Origin of the sequence: Siccirubricoccus deserti, assembly GCF_014283215.1 — a bacterium.
Classification (GTDB): domain Bacteria; phylum Pseudomonadota; class Alphaproteobacteria; order Acetobacterales; family Acetobacteraceae; genus Siccirubricoccus; species Siccirubricoccus deserti.
This window is the reverse complement of sequence record NZ_JACOMF010000001.1, coordinates 299,513-323,940: the sequence shown is the minus strand read 5'-3', so window position 1 is coordinate 323,940 and position 24,428 is coordinate 299,513. Positions and strand designations below refer to the sequence as shown.

23 protein-coding genes are annotated in these 24,428 nt (G+C 70.6%); 11 read left to right on the top strand and 12 right to left on the bottom strand.

Translation table 11 applies throughout. The features are described from left to right. The 7 genes from nikE to H7965_RS01505 form a co-directional block, all read right to left on the bottom strand. Nucleotides 1-1,650 carry a nickel ABC transporter ATP-binding protein NikE gene (gene nikE, locus H7965_RS01535; RefSeq protein ID WP_186768749.1) on the bottom strand — a complete coding sequence of 550 codons (1,650 nt, stop codon included), beginning with the start codon at nucleotides 1,648-1,650 and terminating at the stop codon, nucleotides 1-3. Beyond that, nucleotides 1,647-2,492: an ABC transporter permease gene (locus tag H7965_RS01530; RefSeq protein WP_186768748.1), complete on the bottom strand. Its 846-nt coding sequence runs from the start codon at nucleotides 2,490-2,492 to the stop codon at nucleotides 1,647-1,649. Before H7965_RS01530 ends, nikE begins: the two co-directional genes overlap by 4 nt. Beyond that, the gene (locus H7965_RS01525; RefSeq protein WP_186768747.1) at nucleotides 2,489-3,520 is read right to left on the bottom strand and encodes an ABC transporter permease; all 1,032 of its coding nucleotides are present in this window, start codon (nucleotides 3,518-3,520) and stop codon (nucleotides 2,489-2,491) included. The genes H7965_RS01530 and H7965_RS01525 overlap by 4 nt, the downstream gene beginning before the upstream one ends. A gap of 213 nt (nucleotides 3,521-3,733) precedes the next feature. Beyond that, nucleotides 3,734-4,858, bottom strand: coding sequence for an alpha/beta hydrolase (locus H7965_RS01520; protein WP_186768746.1), 1,125 nt, complete (start codon nucleotides 4,856-4,858; stop codon nucleotides 3,734-3,736). Between the two features lie 78 nt (nucleotides 4,859-4,936). Further along, complete coding sequence (locus tag H7965_RS01515) at nucleotides 4,937-5,662, bottom strand: maleate cis-trans isomerase family protein (RefSeq protein ID WP_186768745.1); 726 nt, start codon at nucleotides 5,660-5,662, stop codon at nucleotides 4,937-4,939. A gap of 242 nt (nucleotides 5,663-5,904) precedes the next feature. Beyond that, complete coding sequence (locus H7965_RS01510; protein ID WP_186768744.1) at nucleotides 5,905-7,158, bottom strand: acyl-CoA dehydrogenase family protein; 1,254 nt, start codon at nucleotides 7,156-7,158, stop codon at nucleotides 5,905-5,907. A gap of 1 nt (nucleotide 7,159) precedes the next feature. Continuing rightward, nucleotides 7,160-8,191 (bottom strand): phosphotransferase family protein, encoded by a 1,032-nt coding sequence (locus H7965_RS01505; protein WP_229682431.1) that lies wholly within the window; start codon nucleotides 8,189-8,191, stop codon nucleotides 7,160-7,162. Nucleotides 8,192-8,319: 128 nt separating this feature from the next. Here H7965_RS01505 and H7965_RS01500 point away from each other — a divergent pair, with 128 nt between their 5' ends. Continuing rightward, nucleotides 8,320-9,102 (top strand): enoyl-CoA hydratase-related protein, encoded by a 783-nt coding sequence (locus tag H7965_RS01500; protein WP_186768743.1) that lies wholly within the window; start codon nucleotides 8,320-8,322, stop codon nucleotides 9,100-9,102. 2 nt (nucleotides 9,103-9,104) lie between these two features. Then, entirely contained in the window at nucleotides 9,105-10,064 is a 960-nt protein-coding gene (locus H7965_RS01495; RefSeq protein ID WP_186768742.1) for a tripartite tricarboxylate transporter substrate binding protein, read from the top strand. 17 nt (nucleotides 10,065-10,081) lie between these two features. Here H7965_RS01495 and H7965_RS01490 read toward each other — a convergent pair whose 3' ends face one another. Genes H7965_RS01490 through maiA form a run of 3 tightly spaced genes read right to left on the bottom strand, consistent with a single transcriptional unit; the run spans nucleotide 10,082 to nucleotide 12,228 of the window. Next, the gene (locus H7965_RS01490; RefSeq protein ID WP_186768741.1) at nucleotides 10,082-10,684 is read right to left on the bottom strand and encodes a hypothetical protein; all 603 of its coding nucleotides are present in this window, start codon (nucleotides 10,682-10,684) and stop codon (nucleotides 10,082-10,084) included. A gap of 28 nt (nucleotides 10,685-10,712) precedes the next feature. Then, nucleotides 10,713-11,576, bottom strand: a complete 864-nt coding sequence (locus tag H7965_RS01485; protein ID WP_186768740.1) for an alpha/beta fold hydrolase — start codon at nucleotides 11,574-11,576, stop codon at nucleotides 10,713-10,715. 4 nt (nucleotides 11,577-11,580) lie between these two features. Then, nucleotides 11,581-12,228 carry a maleylacetoacetate isomerase gene (gene maiA / locus H7965_RS01480; RefSeq protein ID WP_186768739.1) on the bottom strand — a complete coding sequence of 216 codons (648 nt, stop codon included), beginning with the start codon at nucleotides 12,226-12,228 and terminating at the stop codon, nucleotides 11,581-11,583. 295 nt (nucleotides 12,229-12,523) lie between these two features. Here maiA and H7965_RS01475 point away from each other — a divergent pair, with 295 nt between their 5' ends. Beyond that, nucleotides 12,524-13,591 carry an amidohydrolase family protein gene (locus tag H7965_RS01475; protein ID WP_186768738.1) on the top strand — a complete coding sequence of 356 codons (1,068 nt, stop codon included), beginning with the start codon at nucleotides 12,524-12,526 and terminating at the stop codon, nucleotides 13,589-13,591. A 151-nt stretch (nucleotides 13,592-13,742) separates the two neighbouring features. Here the strand turns inward: H7965_RS01475 and H7965_RS01470 are convergent, their stop codons facing one another. Next, the gene (locus H7965_RS01470; RefSeq protein WP_186768737.1) at nucleotides 13,743-15,155 is read right to left on the bottom strand and encodes an MFS transporter; all 1,413 of its coding nucleotides are present in this window, start codon (nucleotides 15,153-15,155) and stop codon (nucleotides 13,743-13,745) included. Between the two features lie 124 nt (nucleotides 15,156-15,279). Beyond that, nucleotides 15,280-16,233, bottom strand: a complete 954-nt coding sequence (locus H7965_RS01465) for a Bug family tripartite tricarboxylate transporter substrate binding protein (protein WP_186768736.1) — start codon at nucleotides 16,231-16,233, stop codon at nucleotides 15,280-15,282. A gap of 201 nt (nucleotides 16,234-16,434) precedes the next feature. Here H7965_RS01465 and H7965_RS01460 point away from each other — a divergent pair, with 201 nt between their 5' ends. The 8 genes from H7965_RS01460 to H7965_RS01425 all read left to right on the top strand — a co-directional run bounded on the left by H7965_RS01460 (nucleotide 16,435) and on the right by H7965_RS01425 (nucleotide 24,407). Next, entirely contained in the window at nucleotides 16,435-17,628 is a 1,194-nt protein-coding gene (locus tag H7965_RS01460; protein WP_186768735.1) for an acyl-CoA dehydrogenase family protein, read from the top strand. Further along, nucleotides 17,625-18,614: an acyl-CoA dehydrogenase family protein gene (locus H7965_RS01455; protein ID WP_186768734.1), complete on the top strand. Its 990-nt coding sequence runs from the start codon at nucleotides 17,625-17,627 to the stop codon at nucleotides 18,612-18,614. Before H7965_RS01460 ends, H7965_RS01455 begins: the two co-directional genes overlap by 4 nt. A 169-nt stretch (nucleotides 18,615-18,783) precedes the next feature. Further along, nucleotides 18,784-19,035: an exodeoxyribonuclease VII small subunit gene (gene xseB / locus H7965_RS01450; protein WP_186768733.1), complete on the top strand. Its 252-nt coding sequence runs from the start codon at nucleotides 18,784-18,786 to the stop codon at nucleotides 19,033-19,035. Between the two features lie 28 nt (nucleotides 19,036-19,063). After that, nucleotides 19,064-19,975, top strand: a complete 912-nt coding sequence (locus H7965_RS01445) for a polyprenyl synthetase family protein (RefSeq protein WP_186768732.1) — start codon at nucleotides 19,064-19,066, stop codon at nucleotides 19,973-19,975. Beyond that, nucleotides 19,975-21,900 (top strand): 1-deoxy-D-xylulose-5-phosphate synthase, encoded by a 1,926-nt coding sequence (gene dxs, locus H7965_RS01440; RefSeq protein WP_186768731.1) that lies wholly within the window; start codon nucleotides 19,975-19,977, stop codon nucleotides 21,898-21,900. Before H7965_RS01445 ends, dxs begins: the two co-directional genes overlap by 1 nt. A gap of 4 nt (nucleotides 21,901-21,904) precedes the next feature. Beyond that, nucleotides 21,905-22,642 (top strand): TlyA family RNA methyltransferase, encoded by a 738-nt coding sequence (locus H7965_RS01435; RefSeq protein WP_186768795.1) that lies wholly within the window; start codon nucleotides 21,905-21,907, stop codon nucleotides 22,640-22,642. 31 nt (nucleotides 22,643-22,673) lie between these two features. Further along, nucleotides 22,674-23,138, top strand: a complete 465-nt coding sequence (locus H7965_RS01430) for a PaaI family thioesterase (protein WP_186768730.1) — start codon at nucleotides 22,674-22,676, stop codon at nucleotides 23,136-23,138. Between the two features lie 66 nt (nucleotides 23,139-23,204). Continuing rightward, nucleotides 23,205-24,407 carry an acetyl-CoA C-acyltransferase gene (locus tag H7965_RS01425; RefSeq protein ID WP_186768729.1) on the top strand — a complete coding sequence of 401 codons (1,203 nt, stop codon included), beginning with the start codon at nucleotides 23,205-23,207 and terminating at the stop codon, nucleotides 24,405-24,407. The last annotated feature ends 21 nt before the right edge of the window (nucleotides 24,408-24,428 follow it).

Genomic DNA, 24,428 nt, shown 5'->3' with positions numbered 1-24,428 from the left:
TCAGCCGGCGGTGCCGGGCACCGATGGTTCCGGCGCGAAATGCGGGATCGCCGCCAGCAGTTCGGCGGTATAGGCGGCGCGAGGGGCGGCGAAGAGTGCATCGCTCTTCCCTTCCTCCACCACCTTGCCGGCCTGCAGCACGATGATGCGCTGGCACATCATCCGCACCAGGTTGAGGTCGTGGCTGACGAAGAGGAAGCTCAGCCCTTCCTCCCGCCGCAGCCGGTCGAGCAGCGCCAGGATCACCGCCTGCACCGAGACATCCAGCGCCGCCGTGGGCTCATCCAGCACCAGCAGCCGCGGCCGGGCGGCGATGGCGCGGGCGATCCCGACGCGCGCCTGCTGCCCGCCGGAGAGCTGGTGCGGGAAGCGTCCGAGCAACTCCGCCGGCAGCCCGACCCGCTCGGCGCATTCGCCGACCCGTCGCTGCAGCGCCTCGCCTTCACCGAGGCCGGCCAGCAGCTTCAGCGGGTCGGCGATGGACTGGAAGGCGGTGAAGCGCGGGTTGAGGCTTCCGCCATGGTCCTGAAAGACGAGCTGGATGTCGCGGCGATGCGGGTTGCGGTGGAAACCGCGCGCCGGGACGGCGCCGATGTCGGTGCCGTCGAAGCGGATGCTGCCCGCGGTCTGGTCCAGCAACCGGCAGACCAGCCGCGACAGCGTGCTCTTGCCCGAGCCGGACTCGCCGACGAGGCCGAGGCTCTCCCCGGCATCAAGGTGGAAGGAGACGTCATCGACGGCGGTGGTGCCGGCGAAGCGCTTCACCAGCCCCCGCACCTCCAGCAGCCGTCCACCGCGCGGCACGGCAGGCGCCGCGGGCGGTGCGGCCGATGCTTCCGGCAGCAGGCTGGCGATGGTCGATTGGCGGGTCGGCGAGGCGGCGACCAGGCGGCGCGTGTAGGCGTGGCGCGGCGCGCCGAACAGCTTGTGCGGCGGCGCCTCCTCCACCACCAGCCCCTGCTGCATCACCGCGATCCGGCCGCAATACTGCGCCGCCAAGCCAAGGTCATGGGTGATCAGCACCATCGCCATGCCGCGCCGCGCCGTGGTCTCGGACAGCAGATCCATCACCGTCTTCTGGGTGGTGGCGTCGAGGCCGGTGGTCGGTTCGTCCGCGATCAGCAGCGCCGGCTCGCAGGCGATGGCCATGGCGATCATCACCCGCTGGCACATGCCGCCGGAGAGCTCATGCGGATAGGCATCGAGCCGGGCCAGCGGATCGCGGATGCGCACCGCCTCCAGCAGCACCCCGGCGCGGTCCCGCGCCTCCCGCGCCGAGAGCGGTTCATGCGCCCGCAGCACGTCGGCGATCTGCAGCCCGACGGTACGGATCGGGTTCAGCGCGGCGCGCGGGTTCTGGAAGATCATCGACATCGCCGCGCCACGCAGCGGCTGCAACACATGCCGCGGGGCATGGGTGATGTCCTGACCGCGAAAGCTGATGCGGCCGGCGCTGATGCGCCCGGCGCGGTCCAGCAGCCGCATCACCGCCAGCGCCGTCACCGACTTGCCGGAGCCGCTTTCGCCGACGATGCCGAGCGTCTCCCCCACGTGCAGGCCGAGGGAGATGCCGCGCAGGGCTTCCACCAGCCCGTGCCGCGTGGAGAAGCCGACGCGCAGATCCTCGATGGAAAGCAGCGGCGCGGTCATGTGCGCAGCCGCGGATCCAGGATGTCGCGCAACCCATCGCCGAGCAGGTTGAAGCACAGCACCGCCAGCATCAGCGCCAGCCCGGGAAAGGTCACCAGCCACCATCTGCCGGCGGTGATGAAGCGCGCGCCTTCTGCGACCAATATCCCCCATTCCGGCGTCGGCGGCCGCACCCCGAGGCCGAGGAAGGACAGACCCGCCACGTTCAGAATGGCCCAGCCGAGGTTGAGCGAGATCTGCACCGCCATGGCCGGCAGCACATTCGGCAGCAGGAAGCGCAGCACCACCTGGGCATGGCTGTTGCCCGAGGCGCGGGCCGCCTCCACCCAGCCGACATTGCGGCGGATGTTCACCTCGGCGCGGGCGAAGCGGATGTAGAAGGGCAGGTTGATCAGCGCCGTGGCGATGACGATGTTCTCCACCCGGTTGCCGAAGGCGGCGACCATCGCCATGGCCAGGACGAAGAGCGGAAAGGCCATCAGCAGCTCGACGAGGCGGCCGACCCAGCGGTCCAGCCTGCCGCCGACGTAGCCGCAGAAGGCGCCGATCGGAGCACCGGCGGCGAAGGAGAGCGTCACCGCCGAGGCGGCGATCAGCAGGTCGAGCCGGGTCGCCACCAGCACCCGGCTGAACACGTCCCGTCCAAGCTGGTCGGTGCCGAACCAATGCGCGGCGGAGGGTGGTCGCAGCGCGACCGGCACGTTGGACGCCACCGGATCGTAAGGCACGAGTGCCGGGCCGAAGACGGCAAGCAGCACCATCAGGGTCGCGCCGAGGCCGGCGGCCAGGGTCACCGGATTGCCGCGCAGCACCCAGCCGGCGTGGCGCAGGGTCGCGCTCATCCGACATTCACCCGCGGGTCGGCGACGCCGTAGAGCACGTCGATGGCAAGGTTCACCATGACGAAGATCATCGCCATCAGCAGCACGAAACCCTGCACCGGCGCGTAATCCGAGGCCAGCAGCGCATCCAGCGCATAGGAGGCGACACCAGGCCAGGAGAACACCTTCTCAACCAGCACATTGGCGCCGAGCATGGTGGAGAAGACGATGCCCATGATGGTGATCACCGGCAGCAGCGCGTTGCGCAACGCATAGACCAGCACCACCTGCCGCCGCGACAGACCAAGCGCATCGGCCGTACGGATGAAATCGCTGGTCAGCACCGCGAGCATTGAGGCACGGGTCATCCGCGCCAGCGGCGCCAGCACGAACAGCGCCATGGTGGCGGCCGGCAGCACCAGCTGGCTGGCGGCGGCGAGCCAGGCTTCGGCATCGCCGGCGAGCAGCGCATCGACCAGCAGGAAGCCGGTCACCTCCGGCGGCTGGGAGACGAAGACATCGATCCGCCCGCTCGGATCCGGCGCCCAGCCCAGCAGGGTGTAGAAGGTGTAGATCAGCAGCAGGCCGGAGACGAAGGTCGGCATGCAGACCCCAAGCGTGCAGAGCAGCCGCACCGCATGGTCGGTCAGGGAGTTCGGCCGAAGCGCGGCGAGGATGCCGAGCGGCAGGGCCAGCGACAGCGCCAGCGCCAGGGCGCAGAAGGTCAGCTCCAACGAGGCCGGCATCCGGCGCCGCAGGTCGTCCACCACCGGCTGGCCGGTGGACAGGGAGCGGCCGAGATTGCCCCGGGCGACATCGCCGAGGTAGTGCAGCAACTGTACCGGAATCGGCTGGTCGAGCCCCATCTCCCGGCGCAGCGCCTCCACCTCCTCCGGCCCTGCATTGGGGCCGGAGGCGAAGAAGGCCGCCGGATCGCCCGGCAGCACCCGCATCAACAGGAAGGTGAAGACCACCACGCCGAACAGCGCCGGCAGCGAGGCCAGCAGTCGCTGCCCGAGCCGCCGGGCAATACCATGGAAGGCACGCATCCGTGGCGCGGCGCCAGATGCGGATGAGGTCGCGGAAGTCGGTCTGCGGATCGTAACGATAGGTATAGTCCTCGACCGCGCATTCATCACCGCCTCTTGGTACGGCGGAGCGGGTACGGCGAAGCCGACTACAGCGGATTGCATTGCGTCTCAACGCCAGTCCGCTATCGCCTGTCGTTTGCAGGGCGGCTTCACGCCCCTCCGCGATCCGCCCTAATCCTTGAGGAATTCCAGCAGCTTCGCGCTGACCGCCTCCGGCTGCTCCTGCTGCACCCAATGGCCGGCGCCCTCGATCAGATGCACCGCCGCCATCTTCGTGCAGGCCTCTCGCCGCATCCGCTCCAGCGCGCCGGGGGTCTGGTGGATGCCCCAGTCGCTGGCGCCGCCGATGAATACCGCCGGCACGTCGATGGTGCGGCCGGCGAAGACCTCGGCCTCGGCATCGAAGCGGCCGGTGGTGCGGCAGCGGTACCATTGCAGCCCGCCCTGGAAGCCGGTGCGGGAATACTCGCCGCTGTAGACCCGCAGCTCGCCCTCCGGCAGCCAGCGGCAGGCGGCGATGGCGTCGGCGCCCGGCATCTCAGGCGCCACCTGCGCCGCCATGGTGCGGTCGAGGTCCATGACGTAGTAGCCGGGCAGCTTCGCCAGTTCCTCCGCGCTCCAGGATTGCAGCGGGGCCGGCTTGTTCTCCGCCCAGTCGGCGCTCTTCACGTGGTAGTAGGCGCGCAGGAAGTCGTGCACGCCCTGCGGCGCGCGCCACATGTCCTCATTCGCCGGCCGGGTCGAGTAGTACCATTGGTAGTGCTTGCGTGGCCGCGGCAAGGCGGCGAGGGCGGCATGCACATCGGCCGGCGCGCGACGCGGCGCCCTGCCCAGCGGGAGCGGCGGCACACCGGTGAAGGGCGCGCTCATCAGCGCGACGCGGCGGAACACATCCGGCCGCAGCAGCGCGCACCAGGCGGCGACCGGGGAGCCGAAATCATGCCCGACCACCGCCGCCACCTCCCGCGCACCGAATGCGGCCACCAGCCCCAGCACGTCGCGCACCAGGTTGAGCATGCGGAAGGGCGCAAGATCGGCATCGTAGTCGGCATCCCAGCCGGTGGTGCGGCCGTAGCCACGCTGGTCCGGCGCGACCACATGGTAGCCGGCCGCGGCCAGCGCCGGCATCACCTTGCGCCAGGAATAGGCGAGTTCCGGGAAGCCATGCAGCAGCAGCAGCAGCGGGTGGCCCGGCGTTCCGGCTTCCAGCACATGCATCCTCAGCCCGTTGATGCCGGGGATGAAGCCGGCGCGGATGCCGGCGGGCAGGGCGGTGGCGTCGAGTGGTGCGATCATGGAGTCCTCCAATCCTCCGCCATGATGCCCGGGGGCAGGGGCGCCGGCTACGGCAGGGCAGGGCGCCGCCGGGGAGCGTCAGCCCGGCAGGCTGAAGATCCGCCCGAGCGCCGCCGCCGGCGCCGGATCGAGGCCGAGTGCGGCGAGGCAGGCCCAGACGCCGACCGCGGCGGAATCCAGTACCGGCACGCCGAGCTCCGCTTCCAGCGGCGCCATCAGCATCCAGCCGGGCAGGTTGGTGCTCCAGATCAGGATGGCATCGGGCCGCGCCTCCGCCGCCACCTCCCGCACCAGCGCGGCAATCCGCCCGGGCGGCACAGCGCTGGCCGCGAGATTGTCGGTCAGCCCCAGCCCGCGCATCGCCACCGTCTCCAGCCCCAGTGGGTCGAAGCCGGCGCCGGAGGCCCGGGCATATTCGGTGGCGCCCGGCACGACGAGGCCGATCCGCTGCGCGCCGAGCCGTTGCAGCAGGGTACCGGTGGCCAGCGAGGTGGTGGTGGCCGGCACCCCGGCTGCCTCCGCCATCATCGTGCAGAGCGCCTTATCCACCGGCAGGCCGAGCCCGGCGCCCTTGGTGCCGTTCCAGCACACCACCTCGACACCGGCATGGCCGAGCAGCCAGGCCGCCTGCCGGTAGCTCTCGGTGGCATAGGCGTCAGCCGGCTGGCCGAGCCCGTCGCCGTAGTAGGGAACCCGGGCGAAGCAGGAATCGAGCTGCGGGAAATGCCGCAGCACGGCCTGCACCACGCGCTCCACCGTGCGGTTGGAGGAGGGTGTGATGGTCCCGATGGCGCGGCGGTTCATGACGTCCTCACCACCGTGATGGCGACGGCACGCGGACCATGTGGCCCTGTGCCGAAGCCGGGGTGCAGGAGATGGAATACCAGCGTCATGGCGGCTCTCCACGCAGCGCCGCGGGCGAGCGGCGTGGCGTGGTGGAGCAAGCCGCGTGCCGTCGCCGAAGGCATGGGCGCGTGAGATGGCCCGCACGGCGCTGCCGCCGAATTGGGCGGGGCAGGGCCAGGACTGCGTCCCGCCGGCGCAGCCTACCCGGCGCGGGGAAAGTAGCCGCCGCGCGACAGCCCGTGGGCTGACTTGCGGGCCTTGATCTCGGCCCGGGCGACGGTGCGCAGATGCACCTCATCCGGCCCGTCGATGAAGCGCAGCGCCCGGCCCCAGGCATAGAGGTAGGCGAGAGGCGTATCCGGCGTCAGCCCCATGGCGCCGAACACCTGCATGGCGCGATCCACCACCCGTGTCTGCAGCCGCGCCGCCGCCAGCTTGATGGCGGAGACATCGACACGCGCCGCCTTGTTGCCCTCGCGGTCCATCAGCCAGGCAGCGCGCAGCACCAGCAGCCGCACCTGGTCGATCTCGATGCGGCTCTCGGCGATCCAGTCCTGGACATTGCTGTATTCCGCCAGATGCTTCCCGAAGGCGACGCGTTCCAGCGCGCGGTCGGTCATCAGCTCCAGCGCCAGCTCGCATTGGCCGATGGTGCGCATGCAATGGTGGATGCGCCCGGGGCCGAGCCGCGCCTGCATCAGCGCGAAGGCCGCGCCTTCCTCGCCGAGCCGGGCCGAAAGCGGCACCCGGGCGTCCTGGAACAGCACCTCGCAATGGCCCTCCGGCGCGTGATGGCCCATCACCGGCACGTTGCGCACCACGGTGACGCCTGCCGTGCCCTTCGGCACCAGCAGGATGGTGTGGCGTTCATGCGGGCCGAGTGCGGCGCGATCCTCCTGCCGCCCCATCACCAGGAAGACCGCGGCATTCGGGTGGATGGCGCCGGTGGTGAACCATTTGCGGCCGTTGATGACGTAGCCTTCCGCCTCGCGCCGGATGCTGGTGGCAATGTTGGTCGGGTCGCTGCTGGCGGTGTCGGGCTCGGTCATCGCCACGCAGCTTCTGATCTCGCCGCGCAGCAGCGGGTCGAGATAGCGCTCCCGCTGCTCTGGCGTGGCGAAGAGATGCAGCACCTCCATGTTGCCGGTGTCGGGGGCGTTGCAGTTGAACACCTCGGAGGCCCAGGGCACCCGGCCCATGATCTCGGCCAGCGGGGCGTATTCCAGGTTGGTCAGCGCGGTGCCGGGCTCGTCATCCTTCAGCCCGGGCAGGAAGAGGTTCCACAGCCCCTCCGCCTGCGCCTTCGCCTTCAGATCGTCGATTATGGCCAGCGGGAACTCGCCGCTGTCGGCGATGCGGCGGAACTCCGCATCGGCAGGCAGCACCTGGCGGTCCATGAAGTCGAGCAGCCGCGCCTGCAGCGCCCGCACCTTGTCCGAATAGGCGAAATCCACCCTAGCCTCCGATGCTGTCCAGGCCACGCCGCGCCAGCGCCACCGAGAGTTCGCCGACCGAAGCCGCATTCGCCGCCGCCGCCGTGCCGGCCCGCGCCCGGGCGGCGATGCCCTCGAAGATCACCGCGAAGCGGAACATCGCGAAGGCGACGTGGAAGGTCGCCATGCGCGGCGCCGGGCGCCGCCGGCTGGCGTAGTAATGCGCGACGTATTCTGCCTCGGTCGGGATCCCGAGGCCGGTAATGTCGAGACCGAGCATCCCGCCATATTCATCCGGCGCGCTGCGCCAGGGGATGACACTGAAGGCAAGGTCGGCCAGCGGATGGCCGATGGTCGAAAGCTCCCAGTCCAGCACCGCGACGACGCGCGGCTCGGTCGGGTGGAACAACACGTTGCCGGGGCGGTAGTCGCCATGCACCACGGCGGTCTCGCCGTCATCGGCCGGGATGTGCGCGCCGACCCATGCCGCCAGCGTCGTCAGCTCGGGGATGTCACGGAAGCGCTGGGCCTCCCACTGCTTCGTCCAGCGGCCGACCTGGCGCTCGAAGTAATTGCCCGGCCGGCCGAAGCCTTCGAGGCCCGCCGCCCGCCAGTCCACGTCATGCAGCTTCGCCAGGGTTGCGGCGAAGGAGAAATACATGGCGCGGCGCTCGGCGACGGCCGCGCCCGGCAGGTCGCAGCTGTCGAACACCCGGCCCTCGACCCGTTCCATGACGTAGAAGGGGGTGCCGACCACCTCCTCCCCGGCGTGGAACAGCACCACCGGCGGCACCGGCACGTCGGTCGCGGCCAGCGCCTGCAGCACCCGCGCCTCCCGGTCCACGGCATGGGCGGAGGGCAGCACCTCGCCGCCCGGCTTCTTGCGCAGCACCAGCCGGCGATTGGCGTAGGTGACGAAGAAGGTCGGGTTGGACTGGCCGCCCGAGATCCGCGTCAGCGCCATCGGGCCGGCGAGGCCGGGAATGGCGTCGCGCAGGAAGGCGTCGAGTCGCGCCGGTTCGAATCCTGCCGCGTCCTGCACTGGCTCGGCCACGGTTCCTCCTCCTGGCGGTCAGGGCGCCACCATGGCGGCGGAAGCGCCCGCGGGCAACCGCGCCGCGTTGACTTCCTGCCCCACGGGGCGCGAGGATCGTCGTAACCAGAACCATTGGGGAGGATTTCGTGAGCGATGCGCCCGCGGTGCTGTTCGAGCTTGCCGAGCCGCATATTGCCCTGGTCACGCTGAACCGGCCGGCAGCGCGCAACGCCGTGAACGGCGCGGTGGCGGAGGCGCTGGAAGCCGCTGTCGCCCGGGTCGAGGCGGACCCCGAGATCTGGGCCGCGGTGCTGACCGGTGCCGGGCCGCACGCCTTCTGTGCCGGCGCCGATCTGAAGGAGGTTTCGGCCGGCCGCGTCGCCACCCTGGCGCGGCAGGGCACCGGCTTCGCCGGCTTCGTCCAGGCCCCTCGCAGCAAGCTGTGGATCGCCGCGGCCCAGGGCCATGCGCTGGCCGGCGGGCTGGAGATCCTGCTGGCTTGCGACCTCGCCGTCGGCGCCGAAAGCGCCACCTTCGGCCTGCCGGAGGTGAAGCGCAGCCTGGTCGCGGGGGCGGGCGGCGTGTTCCGCCTGCCGCGGGCGCTGCCGAAGTCGATCGCGCTGCAGATGATCGCCACCGGCGAGCCGATCAGCGCCGCGCTGGCGCATCAGCACGGGTTGCTGAACGCGGTGGTGCCGCAGGACCAGGTGCTGGAGGCGGCGTTGGCGCTGGCTCGCAAGGTCTGCGCCAACGCCCCCATCGCGGTGCGGGAGAGCCTCGCCATCGCCCGGCAGGCGGCCGATCTCGACGAGGCGGCGCTGTGGCGGCTCAGCCGCGAGGCCAGCGCCCGGATCCGTGACACCGAGGATTTCCAGGAAGGCCCGCGGGCCTTCGTCGAGAAACGCGCGCCACGCTGGACAGGACGCTGATCATGCATCGCAGGAGTTTCTTTGCCGCAGCCGCGTTGGCCGCCCCCGCCTTCGCGCCCGCCCTGGCACAGGGCCGCTGGCCGGCGCGCGAGCTGCAACTCGTCACCGGCTTCGGGCCGGGCGGCGGCACCGATGTGGTGGCGCGCGCCATCGCCGCGCATATGGAGAAATCCCTCGGCGTGTCGGTGGTGGTGCGCAACACCCCAGGCGCCGGCGGCACGCTCGGGCCAACCCGCATCGCCCAGTCACGGCCGGATGGCTACACCTTCGGCCTGGTCGGCTTCTCCGCCCTGGTGGTGGCGCCGCTGACAATGGACCTGCCCTACAAGCCTTGGGAAAGCTTCGACTTCCTCGCCTGCACCTCGGAGCTCAGGATCGGCGTGCCGGTGGGCCCCTCATTGCCCAATGTGCGGACCTTGGCGGATTTCATCGCCGAGGGGAAACGGCGGTCGCTCAACATCGCCAGTACCAACCCGGGCTCGGCGGTCAGCTTCTTCGACCTGGCCCGGCTGACCGGGATGCAGATGACCTATGTGCAGATTCCGAGCATCACCGAGGCGGCGGCGCAGGTCGCCGGCGGCCATATCGACAGCTACACCGGCACTTCGGAGATGATCGGGCTGGTGAAGGGCGGCAATCTGCGCATGCTGGCCAGCGCCAGCGTCGACCGCTGGCCGGAGTTCCCCGAGGTGCCGACCCTGATCGAGCAGGGATTCGAGACGGCGACGCGTCAGCTCATCATCTGGGCCGGCCCGGCCGGGCTGCCGGCGCCGATCCGCGAGCGGCTGGAGGCGGCGCTACTGGCCGCGGCGCGCGACCCGGAGGTGCTGAAGCGTCAGGAGGCCACCAGCATCGCCCCGCGCCCGCTCAACCGCACCGATCTGATGCAGGTGGTGCAGGAGGTGCGGCCCGGGGTGGAGGCGGCGCTGACCGCCTCCGGCATGGTGCGCCGGCGCGGCTGAGGCGCCGCGCCCATGACTCAGGCGCGGATCCAGGTTTCCGAGAAGGCCAGCATCGCCGTGCTGATCCGCTTGCCGGCGACATCGCGCGGCGCCGGCTTGCCCGGCAGCGTGCGGCCGTTGACGCTGATGCTGGCGGCGTCGCAGCCGACGAAGAGGCTCGGCATGGCATGCTTGCCGGTGGCCGATTGCGCCGGGGTCAGGGCGAAGCAGAAGGGTGCGCCGAGGCCGGACCAGTTCAGCGCCACGGTCAGGTCGCCGGCCTTCACCGTCTCGGTGTAGCTGCGCGCCGGATCGCCGGAAGCGACCACGCTGTCCAGCTTGCGGTAGGTGATGCCGGCCAGCCCCGGCAGCCCGCGCCAGGCGCCGAAATGCGAGACGAAATCGCTGATGAGGTAGCGCGCCAGTGGCTCGTTGTCAGTCAGCACGACATTGCCCGGCGCGCCGTTCTGCTGCGGGTTCTCCAGCAGAACCAGCGCATGGCCGCGGCCATGCGGCGAGAGTACCACGCGGAAGAAGCTGGCGAGCGCGGTGAACGGCCCGTCCGGGTCGGTCTTCAGGCTGATGCCGGGGTTCTCCCCGGACCATTCGACGGTGCCGGGAAACAGGATCGGTTCGGCCATGTTGGGTTCCTCCCTCAGTGTGAATGGATCATGTGCCGCCGACAAAATCCAGGATCTCGCCGAACAGCCGCTCGGGCGCGTCGACGCGCATGGAATGGCTGCTCTCCTCGACGACCGTCAGCCGGGAGCCCGGCAGCAGCGCGTGGATCTCCTCGGAGAATTCCGGCGGGCAGATCCAGTCGTGGCGCCCGGCCAGGATCAGCACCGGCGCGGTGATGCGCGGCAGCTCCGGCCGCAGGTCGAAGCCGCGCAGGAAGCCGTCCGGGCGGAAGGCGCGGTTCAGCGCCTCCGGCGAATGCACGGCGCGGGCGATACCGGCTTCCGCCGCCTCGGCGTTGAAACGCACCGAGTAGAGCGGGCCCATCACCCGGTAGTAGTGTTTCAGCTCGGCCTCGTCGGCAAAGCCGCCGGACCAGACCTTGGCGCAGAGTGCCTGCTGCTCCGGCGTGCCGCGTTCCGCCAGGATCTCCTGCGCCCGCGGGATGAAGCCGCCATGCGCGGCGGTGACGACGAGGACGAGGTGGGAGACGCTGGCGGGGTAGCGCGCCGCATGCGCCATCGCCACCATCCCGCCGTAGCTGGTGCCGATGGAGACGATCGGGCCGCAGCCGAGGTGACGGCGCAGCGCCTCCATATCCTCGACATTCTCGTCGAGGTTCCAGCGCGCCGGATCGCCGCGGCCGGAGCGGCCCTGGCCGCGATGGTCGAAATAGACCACCTGCATCGCCTCGGTCAGCGCCGTGTAACCGGGCTTGAAGCCGGTGTGGTCGGAGCCCGGCCCGCCATGGATGGCGAAGGCGATGGGGCGCTCCTGCATCCGGGTGCCTTCGACCACCAGTCCGGGGCCGTCGATATCGAAGTAGATCTCGGTGTCGCGGACCGCGGCGCGCATGGCGTCAGCGTCTCGGCGCGCCAGGCTGGCGCAGCGGATGCGCTGCGGTGAAGCACGGGTCGGCCTCGCAGGCGGCGACCACGCGGGCGATGTTGGGCATGCCGTCGAGGCTGCCGCCGCGCTGCTCATAACCGGCGTAGAGGCTGTAGAGGAAGAGGTCGGCCAGGGTCGGCGCCCCGCCATGGCTCCAGGGGCCGGGCACCGCGTCGCGCGCCAGATGGGCTTCGGTGGCACGCAGGCCGGTCGCCATCCAATGCACCGACCAGGCGGTGATGGCAGCCTCCCCGGCGCCGAACTGCCGGGCCAGCCGGTCTCGCACGCGGGGTACCAGCAGCGGGTGGCTGTCCGCCGCGCTGATCAGGGCCAAGGCCCGCACCCGCGCCCGGCCGCGCGCATCCTTCGGCAGCAGCGGCGGTGCCGGGTGAGTCTCCTCCAGCCATTCGAGGATGGCGAGGGACTGGAACAGCGGTGGCCCGTCGCCGGCCTCCAGCGCCGGCACCGCCGCCTGCGGGTTGAGCGCCAGGAACCCGGGCGCGAATTGCCCGCCGCCCAGAATGTCGATGCTGCGCTCCTCATAGGCCAGCCCCTTCAGGGCAAGGGCGATCCGCACCCGCATCGCCGCCAGAGATCGCCAATGGCCGTAGAGGATCATCGCCCCGGTCCTTTGCCACAGGAGAGGGCCGGACGTCCGGCGATGCCGATGCGTGCCATGGGCAACCCTTTCCTGGACCGCAGGCAGGCTAGTGTCCTGTCCTTGCGGTTCGCAAGCGGAGTTCATGCTCGGCAGGCGCGGGGGCCGCATTGCCGGCATCGCGGTTCGGCGCGACGCTGCCCTGCTGCGCCGCCGCGCCCCGGACCGGGCGGACGGCGGCGGCACCGCGGCACGGTGGCGATGGTCGCGCCTGTGCCGCCGGAGCAGCGTCACGGCGACAACGGAGTGAGCAGGCATGCCCGAAGAGACCAACCACTACGGCGCCACCGTTGCCCGCGCCCATGGCAGGCCGGGGCGCGAGACGCGCCCGACGAGCACCACCATCGACATCCATGCCCATGTCTTCGTACCGGAGGCAGGCGCCTATGTGGCGCCGCACCTCGACCCGGCCACCGTTCCGCTCGGCCGCTTCGCCACCCCGGCGACCCAGGCGCTGAACCGCAAGCAGGATGCCGACCGCCGGACCGTCGGCACCCGGCATGGGCCGCGGCTGGCCGAGCTGGATGCGATGGGCATCGATATGCAGCTCTGTGCCCCGGCGCCGGGGCAGAGCTACTACACCGTCGCGCCGGAGCATGCGGTGGTGGCCAACCGCATGGTGAACGATGGCATCGCCGCCTTCTGCGCGGTGCGGCCTGACCGCTTCCTCGGCCTCGGCACCGTGCCGATGCAGGAGGCCGGGGAGGCGGTGCGGGAGCTGGAGCGCTGCATGGGGCCGCTCGGCTTCAAGGGCGTGCAGGTGCTGACCAATGTCGCCGGCCGCGAGCTTTCCGACCCCGCCTTCGCGGCCTTCTGGGCGACGGCGGAACGGCTCGGCGCGCTGGTGATGATCCATCCGAACGGCTTCACCGAAGGCCAGCGGTTCCGCGAGCACTACTTCAACAACGTCATCGGCAATCCGCTGGATACCACCGTCGCGCTGCACCACCTGATCTTCGACGGGGTGCTCGAACGGCACCCCAGCCTCAAGATCCTGGCGGTGCACGGCGGCGGCTACCTGCCGGCCTATTCCGGGCGGATCGACCACGCCTGGGGCGCGCGGTCCGACAGCCGCGGCAACCTGCCGAAACCGCCGACGCATTATCTGCGGAAGCTCTATTTCGACACCATCGTCTTCACCCCGCACCAGCTGGAATATCTGGTGAAGGTGTATGGCGCCGAGCGCATCCTGATGGGCACCGATTTCCCCTTCGACATGGCCGACAGCGACCCGATCGGCCACATCTGCTCGGTCGAGAGCTTCGACGAGGCGACCCGCGCAGCGCTCGCCGGCGGCAATGCGAAGCGGTTGCTGGGACTCTGAGCGCGGCGGACGGCGGCGGATCACCGGCCCGCCGCCGCGCCTGCAGGAAGCATCCTTCCGCGGCCTTGCCGCGGAAGGCATGCCGAAGCGCCGGTTGGAAGCGACGATCCGGGGCCCCCGCAGAACCGCGCAGCGGTCCTGCGGGGAATTCTCAGACATGGATGCGGTCGAGGTCCTTGCCGGCATTCTCCGGGCTGTACCACCACACCACCGCCGCCTGGCCCAGCATCACCACCGGGATCAGCAGGAAGGCGATCTGGAACGACCCGGTCGCCTCGCGGATCCAGACCGAGACGAAGGGCCACAGCACATAGCCGATGAAGAAGGCCACGGCCCAGGAGAAGCCGTTGCCGACACCCCGGACGCGCGTCGGGTACATCTCCGTGGTGTAGGTTGTCGCCGGGCCCCAGACGCCGAGGAAGCCGATGCTCCAGAGCAGGCCGTAGACCCAGAGCAGGGTGTTGCTCTGGGTATAGGTCCAGAGCGTCAGGAACAACGCGCCCTCGGCCAGCATCAGCACGAAGCCGAGGCGGCGGCCGAATCTGTCGATGATCCAGCCGGCGCCGGCGATGCCAACCACGCCGATCAGCCCCCAGGCGACGTAGAAGCTGCCGTATTCCGCCGCCGACCAGCCATGCGCCTCCTTCAGGAACAGCGGCATCCAGAGGCCGACGGTGGAGAAGGCGATCAGGTTGGTGGTGGCGACGAAGGTCGCAAGCAGGGTGTTGCGGCGCATGTCCGGCAGGAACAGCTGCCGGACGCCGACCTTGCCCGCCTTGTCGATCCAGCGCCGGTCATCCTCGGAGATCATCCGGCCGGCGGCGAGTTCGTCCTTGATCCGCTGCTTGCGGTCCATGGTCCGCACCCAATAGGGCGATTCCGGGCAGAGCAGCCGGACATAGACCGCCAGCAGCGCCACCACCGCGGGCAGCACGAAGGCGGCGCGCCAGCCCCATTGCGCCGCGACCACGGCGGTGATGGTGCCGGCCAGCGCCGCGCCGACGCCCCAGGCGGAGCGGTCGGCGCAGACGATCACCCCGCGCAGCCGCGCCGGCCAGGTCTCCGCCACCAGCATGGAGCCGATCGCCCATTCGCCGTTCAGCGCGAAGCGCACGATGGCATAGGCGGCGACGAAGAAGCCCCAGCTCGGCGCCAGCGCCACCAGCGGCATCATCAGCGAGAACATCGCGATGTTGATCGCCAGCAGGTTGCGACGGCCGAAACGGTCCGCGAGCCAGGGCCAGAGATAGAGGCCGATGATGCCAACCAGCATCGCGATCTGCACGCCGGTGCGGTACTCCGGCAGGCTGACGCCGAACTCCATGATCACCATTGGCGCGACCAGCGCGAAGATCGCGCCATCCATGCCGTCGAAGCCCCAGCCGAGGCCATTGGCCCAGGCGATGTGCCAATGCGTGCTGGTCAGCTTCTCCTGCTGTGCGGCGTTGCGATAGGCGGCGGAGCGCATGTGCCGCGCTTCCAGCGGGCCGCCGGCTATCAACGGCGGCGCGGCAGTGTCGGGCGCAGGTGGAGCAGTGGACGCGCCGAGTGCCGATGAGCTCATGGACGAATCTCCCCTCTGGTTCCGGAGCGCATCGCCAGGACGTGCGCGGTGGATGGCGGGCGGTTGGTCCGACCTCGCCGAGGGATGCTGCAACCCGTGCGGGTGTCGTGCAATCGATTTTGTGTCAGTCCGCCGTTGCACCGGATGCGCGGATGATCGGGATCCACAGCGCGAATTGCTTGTCCCAGAATGCGGCGAGCGCCGCCGCGCCGTCGCCGCGCGGCTCCACCCCGGCCGCTGTCAGCCGCGCCGCGCCGCTGCGCACCGCGGCGATGCCGGCGGCTTCCAGCCGTGCCCTGAGCGGGGCCGGCATTGCCGCAGGGGCGAAGACCGCGTGCCAGTTATAGGTCTCGTAGCCAGGCAGCCCGGCTTCCTGCGCCGTCGGCACCTCCGGCAGCGCCGGGCTGCGTTCCAGGGTGGTGACGGCAAGCGCGCGCACCTGGCCGCTGCGCACCGCGGGGATCACGCTTGCCATGGTGTCGACCATCATGTCCACCGTGCCGGCCAGCAGGTCGGCGAAGGCCGGGCCGGAGCCGCGATAGGGCACATGCGTTGCCTCGGCGCCCGCCATGGTCGCCAGCAGCTGCGCCGACAGATGGGTGATGGTGCCGGCGCCGGAAGAGGCGTAGGTGATCCGCCCCGGTCGCGACTTCATCAGCGCGATCAGCTCCGGCAGGCTGCCAGCCGGCACGCGCGGATTGACCATGATGATGTTTGGCAAGGTGCCGATCAGCGCCAATGGTGCGAAGGCGCGGCGCACGTCGAAGGAGAGGTTGCGGTAGAGCCCGGCGTTCAGCACCGCCGAGGACAAGGTATGGAAGACGAAGGTGTAGCCGTCCGGCGCCGCCGCCAGCGCCGCCTCCGAGCCGATGACCCCGCCCGATCCGCCGCGGTTCTCCACCACCACGGGCTGGCCCAACGCCTCCTGCATGCCGAGGGCGGTGATGCGCGCGACGACATCGGCGGAGCCGCCGGCGGCGAAGGGCACGATCATGCGGACGGGCCGGCTCGGGTAATCGGCCTGGGCGCGGGCGAAGGCCGGCAGGGCGAGGCCGGCAAGCAGGGTGCGGCGGAACATGGACGTGGTCCCTCATTTTCTTGTTGTGCGGAGGCTAGAACGGTTTCATCCCGGCCGGGAACGGCCGATGCAATGTAACCGTTCCGAGGCCAAAGATTTTCGGCATGGGCCCGGCCTCCTGCCCGGGTTGATCAATCCACGCCGCTGCCGGAGACTGCCGTCCGAACCGAGCGGGCCATCGCCCGTGGGAGGAGACCGCGCATGAGCGCAGCCGCCACACCGGCGATCGACGCCGTGGCCTATCGTGCCCGGCAACGTGCCTGGCTTGCCGAGAACCTGCCGCCGCACTGGCGGGCCGATGCGGTGGACTACCGGCCGCCCTCGCTGGATGAAGCCAAGGCGTGGGAAGCGACCCTGCACCGCGAGGGATTCTGGGGCATCGCCTGGCCGCGCGACTATGGCGGCCATGGGCTGACGCTGCGCGAGCACCTGATCAGCAACCAGGAGATCGGCCGGCTGCCAATGCCGGAAAGCCAGAACTCCATCGGCAAGGAGCTGGCCGGGCCGATCATCCTGGCGATCGCCACCGAGGAGCAGAAGCGCCGCTACCTGCCGGCGATCCTCGAGATGCGGGAAATCTGGTGCCAAGGCTTCTCCGAGCCCGAGGCCGGCTCCGACCTCGCCGGGCTCCGCACCCGCGCGACACGGGACGGCGCCGCCTGGCGGATCAACGGCCAGAAGGTCTGGACCAGCGGCGCGCACCGTGCCCAGCGCTGCCTGCTGCTGGCCCGCACCGGGACCATGGAGGAGCGCCACAAGGGCCTCTCGCTGTTTGCGCTGAAGCTGGACCAGCCCGGCGTCACGGTGCGGCCGCTGCGCCAGATCACCGGCGACGCCGAATATTGCGAGGTGTTCTTCGACAATGCCCTGGTCGAGCCCGAGGATGCGCTCGGCGAGCCGGCGAAGGGCTGGGCCGCGGCGGTCAGGGTGCTGGAGGTGGAGCGCGGCACCAACCGCATGTACCGCGGCTGGCGATTCGAGGAGCAGCTGCGCCATCTCGTCACCACCTGCCGCGCCGATCCGGCGCTGGCCCGGTTGCTGGAGGACAGCAGCATCCGCCAGCGCATCGCCCAGGTGCAGGTGGACATCGAGGTGCTGAAGCGGCTGGTCGAGCAGACCGTGGAGGTGCTGGTCGGCGGCGGCAGCATCGGCGGCCACGGCAGCCTCTCGAAGCAGCATTGGAGCGAGGCGCACCAGCGCTTTGCCGCCCTGGCGGTGGAGCTGCTGGAACAGGCGCCCTATCCGGCCTCGCCCGAGGTGGAAGCGGCGCAACGGCGGTTCCGCAAGGCCTATCTCCAGTCCCGGGCGCAGACCATCTATGCCGGCACCACCGAAATCCAGCTCGGCATCATCGCCGATCGGATCCTGAAGCTGCCGCGGGGAGAGGCGCGATGAGCGAGCATTCGGATATCGCGGCGGAGATCGCCCGCACCGCGCAGCGCGTCGTCGCCGAATGCGACGGCCTCGACACCGCGTCGGTGGCGGCCCGTCTGGGCGAGGCCGGGCTGCTCGGCGTGCTGGCGCCGGAGGCGGTGGGCGGGCTTGGCCTGCCGCTCTCGGCGGTGGCGCCGGTGGTGGAAGTGGCGGAGGCCGGGCTGCTGGCCTTCCCGCTGGTCGAGACCCTGCTCGCCGCCCGGCTGCTGGCCGAGACCCAGCCGGATCTGGCCGCGGCGCTGGTCGCGGGGGAGGCGGTGCTGACCATCGCCGGGGCCGGCAGCCTTTCGCCGGGCGTCTCCGGCGTGGTCGGCCGGGCGCCGCTCGGGACGGCGGCGCGATGGCTGCTGGCGCCGCTCGGCGAGGGCGCGGTGCTGCTGGCGCTGGATGCGCCGGGGGTGACGGTGGCGGAGGATCCGGGATTCGACCTGGAACGCCCGGCGGCGCGGGTGAGCGTGTCCGGCGCGACTCCGGCCGCCACCATCCCCGCCGCCGCCTGGGCGACACTCCGGGCCGATGCGCTGCTGCTGCGCGCCGCCGGCGCGCTGGGCGCGGCCGGGCACTGCATGGACCGGGCCATCGAGCACCTGACCGGGCGGCGGCAGTTCGGCCGGCCGCTTGTCACCATGCAGGGGCTGCGCTTCTCCCTGGCCCGGCAGAAGATCGCGCTGGAAGGCGCCCGGCACGCGCTGGAGCACGCCCTGGCCCTGGCCGGGCAGGACCCGCAGGGGGAATCCGTCCCCCGGCTGGTCGCCCGTGCCACCTGCGCCGAGGCCGCCCCGGCGGTCATCGAGAGTGCCATCCAGCTGCATGGCGGCATGGGCTTCACCTGGGATCTCGGCCTGCACCGCCAGCTACGGCGGGCGAAGGAGGCGGCGGCGGCGCTGGATGCGGTGGCGGCCCGCGCCGCCCTGGCCGGGCGGCTGGAGGAGGCCTGGGCGCTCTGAGCCGGGTCGCCGGCTCAGGGTGATCAGGTCGGGAGACCGGCCACAGCCTGTGTCGCCGCAGGGCAACGCTTCCGCTTCCTGTCCCGGCTCCTGCGCGGCGCAGCGTAGCGGGCCGGTTTTGCCCCGGGCGCTTCGGCTGTATGAAGGCCGTTCGAGGACGGAGACCCGAATGGGTGAGGCGCAGGACCGGCCCGCCGGCGACGACATCGCAGCGAAATCCTTCGAGGATGCGCTCGCCGAGCTGGAGGAGATCGTGAAGTCGCTGGAGGGCGGCAGGGGCAGCCTTGCTGAGGCCATCGACAGCTATGCCCGTGGCGACGCCCTGCGCCGCCATTGCGAGCGCAAGCTGGCGGAGGCGGAGGCGAAGGTGCAGGCGGTGGTCGACGCGCCGGGCGGCCCGACCTTGCGCGATGTGGAATGAGGCCCGTCAATCGGATGAGGCCGAGGGGATGGGCATGACCACGACAGCGCCGAGCCTGCAGGGCGCCATGGCGGCCGCCGCGGCCGAAATCGACCAGGCGCTCGACCTCCTGCTGCCGGCCGAGGAAGGCCCTGAGGCGCCGCTTTTCGCGGCCATGCGCTACGCCGCCATCGGTGGCGGCAAGCGGCTGCGCGGCTTCCTGGTGCTGGAAGGGGCGCGGCAATTCGGCGTCTCCCGCAGCGCCGCGCTGCGGGTCGCCAGCGCCATCGAGATGGTGCACGCCTATTCCCTGGTGCACGACGACCTGCCGGCGATGGACAACGACGACCTCCGTCGCGGCAAGCCGACGGTGCACAGGGCCTTCGACGAGGCGACCGCGATCCTCGCCGGCGATGCGCTGCAGACCCATGCCTTCACCGTGCTGGCGGAGGAGGACACCCACAGCGACCCGGCCGTACGGACGGAACTGGTGCGCTGCCTGTCAAAGGCCGCCGGGCCGCGCGGCATGTGCGGCGGGCAGATGCTCGACATGCTGGCGGAAGCTGCCGGGGTGCCACTGGATGAGCCGGCGGTCGGCCGGCTGCAGACCCTGAAGACCGGCAAACTGATCGAATTCTCCGCCGAGGCGGGCGCCGTGTTGGGCAAGGCGCCGCTGGCGCAGCGGCATGCGCTGCTGGCCTATGGTCGCGACCTCGGCGCCGCATTCCAGATTGCCGACGATATTCTTGACGCCACTGCAAGCACCGAGGAAACCGGCAAGCGCACCGGCAAGGATGCCGTGGCGGGCAAGGCCACGCTGGTCGGGCTGCTTGGCCTCGACCGCGCCCGGCTCCAGGCGGAGCGACTGGTGACCCAGGCCAGGGCGCACCTTGACGGTTTCGGTGAACGGGCCGACCTCTTGCGTATGTTGGCCGATTTCGTGATCGAGCGGAGGAGCTGATGTCCCAACCACCCTCCACCCCGCTCCTCGACCGGGTGCGCGTCCCGGCCGATCTGCGCAATTTCTCCGGTGAGCAGCTCAAGCAACTGGCCGATGAGCTGCGGGCGGAAACCATCCACGCCGTCAGCCAGACCGGCGGCCATCTCGGTGCCTCGCTCGGTGTGGTCGAGCTGACCGTCGCGGTCCATGCGGTGTTCGAGACGCCGAAGGACCGGCTCATCTGGGACGTCGGCCACCAGGCCTATCCGCACAAGATCCTGACCGGGCGGCGCGACCGCATCCGCACGCTGCGCCAGGGCGGCGGCCTCTCCGGCTTCACCCGCCGCAGTGAGAGCGAGTACGACCCCTTCGGCGCGGCGCATTCCAGCACCTCCATCTCCTCCGGCCTCGGCATGGCGGTGGCGAGCGACCTGCAGGGCAAGCCACGCAACGTCATTGCGGTGATCGGCGACGGCGCGATGAGCGCCGGCATGGCCTATGAGGCGATGAACAACGCCGGCGCCAACAAGTCGCGGCTGATCGTCGTGCTGAACGACAACGACATGTCGATCGCCCCGCCGGTCGGGGCGATGAGCGCCTATCTGTCGAAGGTCGTCTCCTCCCGGCCCTTCCTCTCGATCCGCGAGATGATGGCGAAGCTGGCACGCCACTTCCCGGCGCCGATCGAGCGCGCCGCCAAGCGTGCCGATGAATATGCCCGCGGCCTGCTGACCGGCGGCACCTTGTTTGAGGAGCTGGGCTTCTACTACGTCGGCCCGATCGATGGGCATGACCTCGACCATCTGCTGCCGGTGCTGCGCAACCTGCGCGACACCGAATTGCAGGGGCCGATCCTGCTGCATGTGGTAACCAAGAAGGGCAAGGGCTATGCCCCGGCCGAGGCCAGCGCCGACAAGTATCACGGTGTGGTGAAGTTCAACGTCATCACCGGCGAGCAGGTGAAGGCGCCGCCCGGCCCGCCGAGCTTCACCAAGGTCTTCTCCAACGCGCTGATCGCCGAGGCCGAGGCGGATGAGAGCATCGTGGCGATCAACGCCGCCATGCCCTCCGGCACTGGCCTCGACGCCTTCGCCAAGCGCTTCCCGAAGCGCAGCTTTGATGTCGGCATCGCCGAGCAGCACGCCGTCACCTTCGCCGCCGGCATGGCGACGGAGGGGATGAAGCCCTTCTGCGCGATCTATTCCACCTTCCTGCAGCGTGCCTATGACCAGGTGGTGCACGATGTGGCGCTGCAGTCCCTGCCGGTGCGCTTCGCCATCGACCGCGCCGGGCTGGTCGGTGCCGATGGCGCGACCCATGCCGGCAGCTTCGACATCGCCTATCTCGGCTGCTTGCCGAAGATGGTGCTGATGGCTGCGGCCGATGAGCAGGAGCTGATGCATATGGTGGCGACCTCCGCCGCCATCGACGACCGGCCCAGCGCCTTCCGCTACCCGCGCGGCGAAGGCTTCGGGCTGGAACTGCCGAAGCGCGGCACGCCGCTCGAGATTGGCCGCGGCCGCATCGTCAAGGAAGGCACCACCGTCGCCATCCTCTCCTATGGTGCGCGGCTGCGGGAATGCCTGAAGGCGGCCGAGGAGCTTGGCGCCCGTGGGCTGTCCACCACCGTCGCCGATGCCCGCTTCGCCAAGCCGCTGGACACCGCGCTGGTCGAGCGGCTGGCGCGCGAGCATGCGGTGCTGATCACCATCGAGGAAGGCTCGGTCGGCGGCTTCGGCAGCTTCGTCATGCAGCACCTCGCCTGGAAGGGGCTGCTCGACAACGGGCTGAAGCTGCGGCCGATGTGCCTGCCGGACTGCTTCATCGACCATGAGAGCCCGAAGAAGCAGTATGATGAGGCCGGGCTGAACGCGGCGCAGATCGTCGCCGCCGCCGTTGCCGCCCTCGGCAGCGACGCCGTGGCGCACCGGCCGGCGCGGGCCTGAGGCCATCGCCAAGGAACGCGCCGACCAGGCGCTGGTCGACCGTGGCTTGGCCGAGAGCCGGACGCGGGCGCAGGCGCTGATCCTCGCCGGCAAGGTGTTTTCCGAGACCCGCCGGATCGAGAAGCCGGGGCAGATGCTCGCGGCCGGCCTGCCGCTGGAGGTGCGCGGGCAGGACCACCCCTGGGTGTCGCGTGGCGGGGTGAAGCTGGCGCATGCGATCGGGCATTTCGGCCTGTCGCCGGCAGGGCGGATCTGCCTCGACATCGGCGCCTCCACCGGCGGCTTCACCGATGTGCTGCTGCACCATGGCGCGGCGAAGGTCTATGCCGTGGATGTCGGGCATGGACAGCTCGCCTGGAGGCTGCGCAACGACCCGCGGGTGGTGGTGCTGGAACGGGTCAATGCCCGCTACCTCGATGCGGCGCAGGTGCCTGAGCCTCCCGGGGTGCTGGTCTGCGACGCCAGCTTCATCGGCCTGCAGACCATCCTGCCGTTCCCGCTCGGCCTCTGCTCCCCCGGCGCCTGGGCGGTGGCGCTGATCAAGCCGCAATTCGAGGTGGGACCGGCCATCGCCAAGGGCGGCGTGGTCCGGGATCCGGCGGTGCATGGCGCGGTCTGTGACCGCATCGCCGCCTGGTGGGCCGCGTTGCCGGGTTGGCAGGTGCTCGGTGTCGAGCCGAGCCCGCTGCTGGGCCCGGAAGGCAACCGGGAGTTCCTGATCGTCGCCAAGCGAACGATATGACGCGGCGCAGCAAGGCCGCTATACCCTGCGCATGAACGAGATTTCGCCCCCCGAGGCCCGCTTTCCCGGGCTGCAGACCGCCGCCACCATCCCCGCCGCGCTGCAGGCCGGTGGCTGGAAGCCCGTGCCGGCCAAGGATTACCCGGCCATGGTCGGCCCTTTCCTCGCCCGCCGCGCCGGCGATGCGTGGGAGTATGCCTTCCTGCCGGAGCAGCGCCACCTGAACATCGGCGGCGTCGTCCATGGCGGCATGCTGATGAGCTTCATGGATGACGTGCTCGGCATGACGGTGTGGGAAAGCGCCGGCCGCAAGCCGGTGACGACCGTGCAGCTCAATCACCACTTCATTGCGCCCGGCAAGCTCGGCGAACTCGTCATCGGCCGTGGCGAGGTGCTGCGCGCGACGCGCAGCGTCGTCTTCATCCGCGGCACGTTGATGTCCGGCGATCGGGTGCTGGTGCATGCCGATGGCGTGTGGAAGATACTGGGAGCCTAGACGCGACACGCGGCGGCGGAGGCCGGCCAGGCCGCGACCCGTCGCGGAACACCGGAGGAAGCGGAAATGCGCAGTGCCGTCATCGTCTCGACCGCGCGGACGCCGATCGGGCGGGCCTACCGCGGCGCCTTCAACGACACCCCGGCGCAGGCGCTGGGCGGCCATGTCATCGCCGAGGCGGTGCGGCGCGCAGGCATCGACCCTGCCGAGGTCGAGGACGTGGTGATGGGTGCCGCGCTGCAGCAGGGCAGCCAGGGCTCGAATTTCGCCCGGCAATGCGCCCTGCGCGCCGGCCTGCCGGACAGCATCCCCGGCATGTCGGTGGACCGGCAGTGCTCCTCCGGGCTGATGGCTATCGCCACCGCGGCAAAGCAGGTGATCGCCGATGGCATGCAGGTGGCGGTCGGCGGCGGGCTCGAATCCATCTCGCTGGTGCAGAACGACAAGATGAACCGTTATCGCACCCGCGATCCCTGGCTCGTGGAGCATGTGCCGCAGCTCTACATGTCGATGCTGGAGACCGCTGAGATCGTCGCCGAGCGCTACCAGGTGACGCGCGAGGCGCAGGATGAATACGCCCTGCGCAGCCAGCAGCGCACCGCCGCTGCCCAGGGCCTCGGCCGCTTCGGCGCCGAGATCGTGCCGCTGCCGAGCATCATGGCCGTCGCCGACAAGGCGACCGGCGCGATCTCCCACAAGGAGGTGACGCTGGCGAAGGATGAGGGCAACCGCCCCGACACCACCCTGGCCGGCCTCTCCGGGCTGAAGCCGGTGCTGACCGAGGGCCAGCGGATCACCGAAGGCCGCTACATCACCGCCGGCAATGCCAGCCAGCTCTCGGACGGCGCCTCGGCTGCGGTGGTGATGGAGGCGAAGGAGGCGGAACGGCGCGGATTGCAGCCACTCGGCATCTATCGTGGCATGGCCGTCGCGGGCTGCGACCCGGCGGAGATGGGTATCGGCCCGGTCTTCGCCGTGCCGAAGCTGCTGGCGAAGCACGGGCTGAAGATGGACGACATCGACCTGTGGGAGCTGAACGAGGCCTTCGCCTGCCAGGTGATCTACTGCCGCGACCGGCTCGGCATCCCGGATGAGCGGTTGAACGTCAACGGCGGTGCCATCTCCATCGGCCACCCCTATGGAATGAGCGGCGCGCGGATGACCGGCCATGCGCTGATCGAGGCGAAGCGGCGGGGCGGCAAATACGTGGTGGTGACGATATGCATCGGTGGCGGCCAGGGCGCCGCCGGCTTGTTCGAGGTCGCCTGAAACGAGACGCCCCGGCCACGG

Excerpts from the sequence above, each read along its gene's own strand:
- H7965_RS01460 (WP_186768735.1), top strand. The coding sequence starts at position 16,435 with ATGAGCGCAGCCGCCACACCGGCGATCGACGCCGTGGCCTATCGTGCC.
- H7965_RS01520 (WP_186768746.1), bottom strand. The coding sequence starts at position 4,858 with ATGATCGCACCACTCGACGCCACCGCCCTGCCCGCCGGCATCCGCGCC.
- H7965_RS01445 (WP_186768732.1), top strand. The coding sequence starts at position 19,064 with ATGGGCATGACCACGACAGCGCCGAGCCTGCAGGGCGCCATGGCGGCC.
- H7965_RS01490 (WP_186768741.1), bottom strand. The coding sequence starts at position 10,684 with ATGGCCGAACCGATCCTGTTTCCCGGCACCGTCGAATGGTCCGGGGAG.
- H7965_RS01475 (WP_186768738.1), top strand. The coding sequence starts at position 12,524 with ATGCCCGAAGAGACCAACCACTACGGCGCCACCGTTGCCCGCGCCCAT.
- H7965_RS01465 (WP_186768736.1), bottom strand. The coding sequence starts at position 16,233 with ATGTTCCGCCGCACCCTGCTTGCCGGCCTCGCCCTGCCGGCCTTCGCC.
- H7965_RS01455 (WP_186768734.1), top strand. The coding sequence starts at position 17,625 with ATGAGCGAGCATTCGGATATCGCGGCGGAGATCGCCCGCACCGCGCAG.
- H7965_RS01470 (WP_186768737.1), bottom strand. The coding sequence starts at position 15,155 with ATGAGCTCATCGGCACTCGGCGCGTCCACTGCTCCACCTGCGCCCGAC.
- H7965_RS01530 (WP_186768748.1), bottom strand. The coding sequence starts at position 2,492 with ATGAGCGCGACCCTGCGCCACGCCGGCTGGGTGCTGCGCGGCAATCCG.
- H7965_RS01495 (WP_186768742.1), top strand. The coding sequence starts at position 9,105 with ATGCATCGCAGGAGTTTCTTTGCCGCAGCCGCGTTGGCCGCCCCCGCC.
- maiA (WP_186768739.1), bottom strand. The coding sequence starts at position 12,228 with ATGATCCTCTACGGCCATTGGCGATCTCTGGCGGCGATGCGGGTGCGG.
- nikE (WP_186768749.1), bottom strand. The coding sequence starts at position 1,650 with ATGACCGCGCCGCTGCTTTCCATCGAGGATCTGCGCGTCGGCTTCTCC.
- H7965_RS01485 (WP_186768740.1), bottom strand. The coding sequence starts at position 11,576 with ATGCGCGCCGCGGTCCGCGACACCGAGATCTACTTCGATATCGACGGC.
- dxs (WP_186768731.1), top strand. The coding sequence starts at position 19,975 with ATGTCCCAACCACCCTCCACCCCGCTCCTCGACCGGGTGCGCGTCCCG.
- H7965_RS01515 (WP_186768745.1), bottom strand. The coding sequence starts at position 5,662 with ATGAACCGCCGCGCCATCGGGACCATCACACCCTCCTCCAACCGCACG.
- H7965_RS01525 (WP_186768747.1), bottom strand. The coding sequence starts at position 3,520 with ATGCGTGCCTTCCATGGTATTGCCCGGCGGCTCGGGCAGCGACTGCTG.
- H7965_RS01425 (WP_186768729.1), top strand. The coding sequence starts at position 23,205 with ATGCGCAGTGCCGTCATCGTCTCGACCGCGCGGACGCCGATCGGGCGG.
- xseB (WP_186768733.1), top strand. The coding sequence starts at position 18,784 with ATGGGTGAGGCGCAGGACCGGCCCGCCGGCGACGACATCGCAGCGAAA.
- H7965_RS01430 (WP_186768730.1), top strand. The coding sequence starts at position 22,674 with ATGAACGAGATTTCGCCCCCCGAGGCCCGCTTTCCCGGGCTGCAGACC.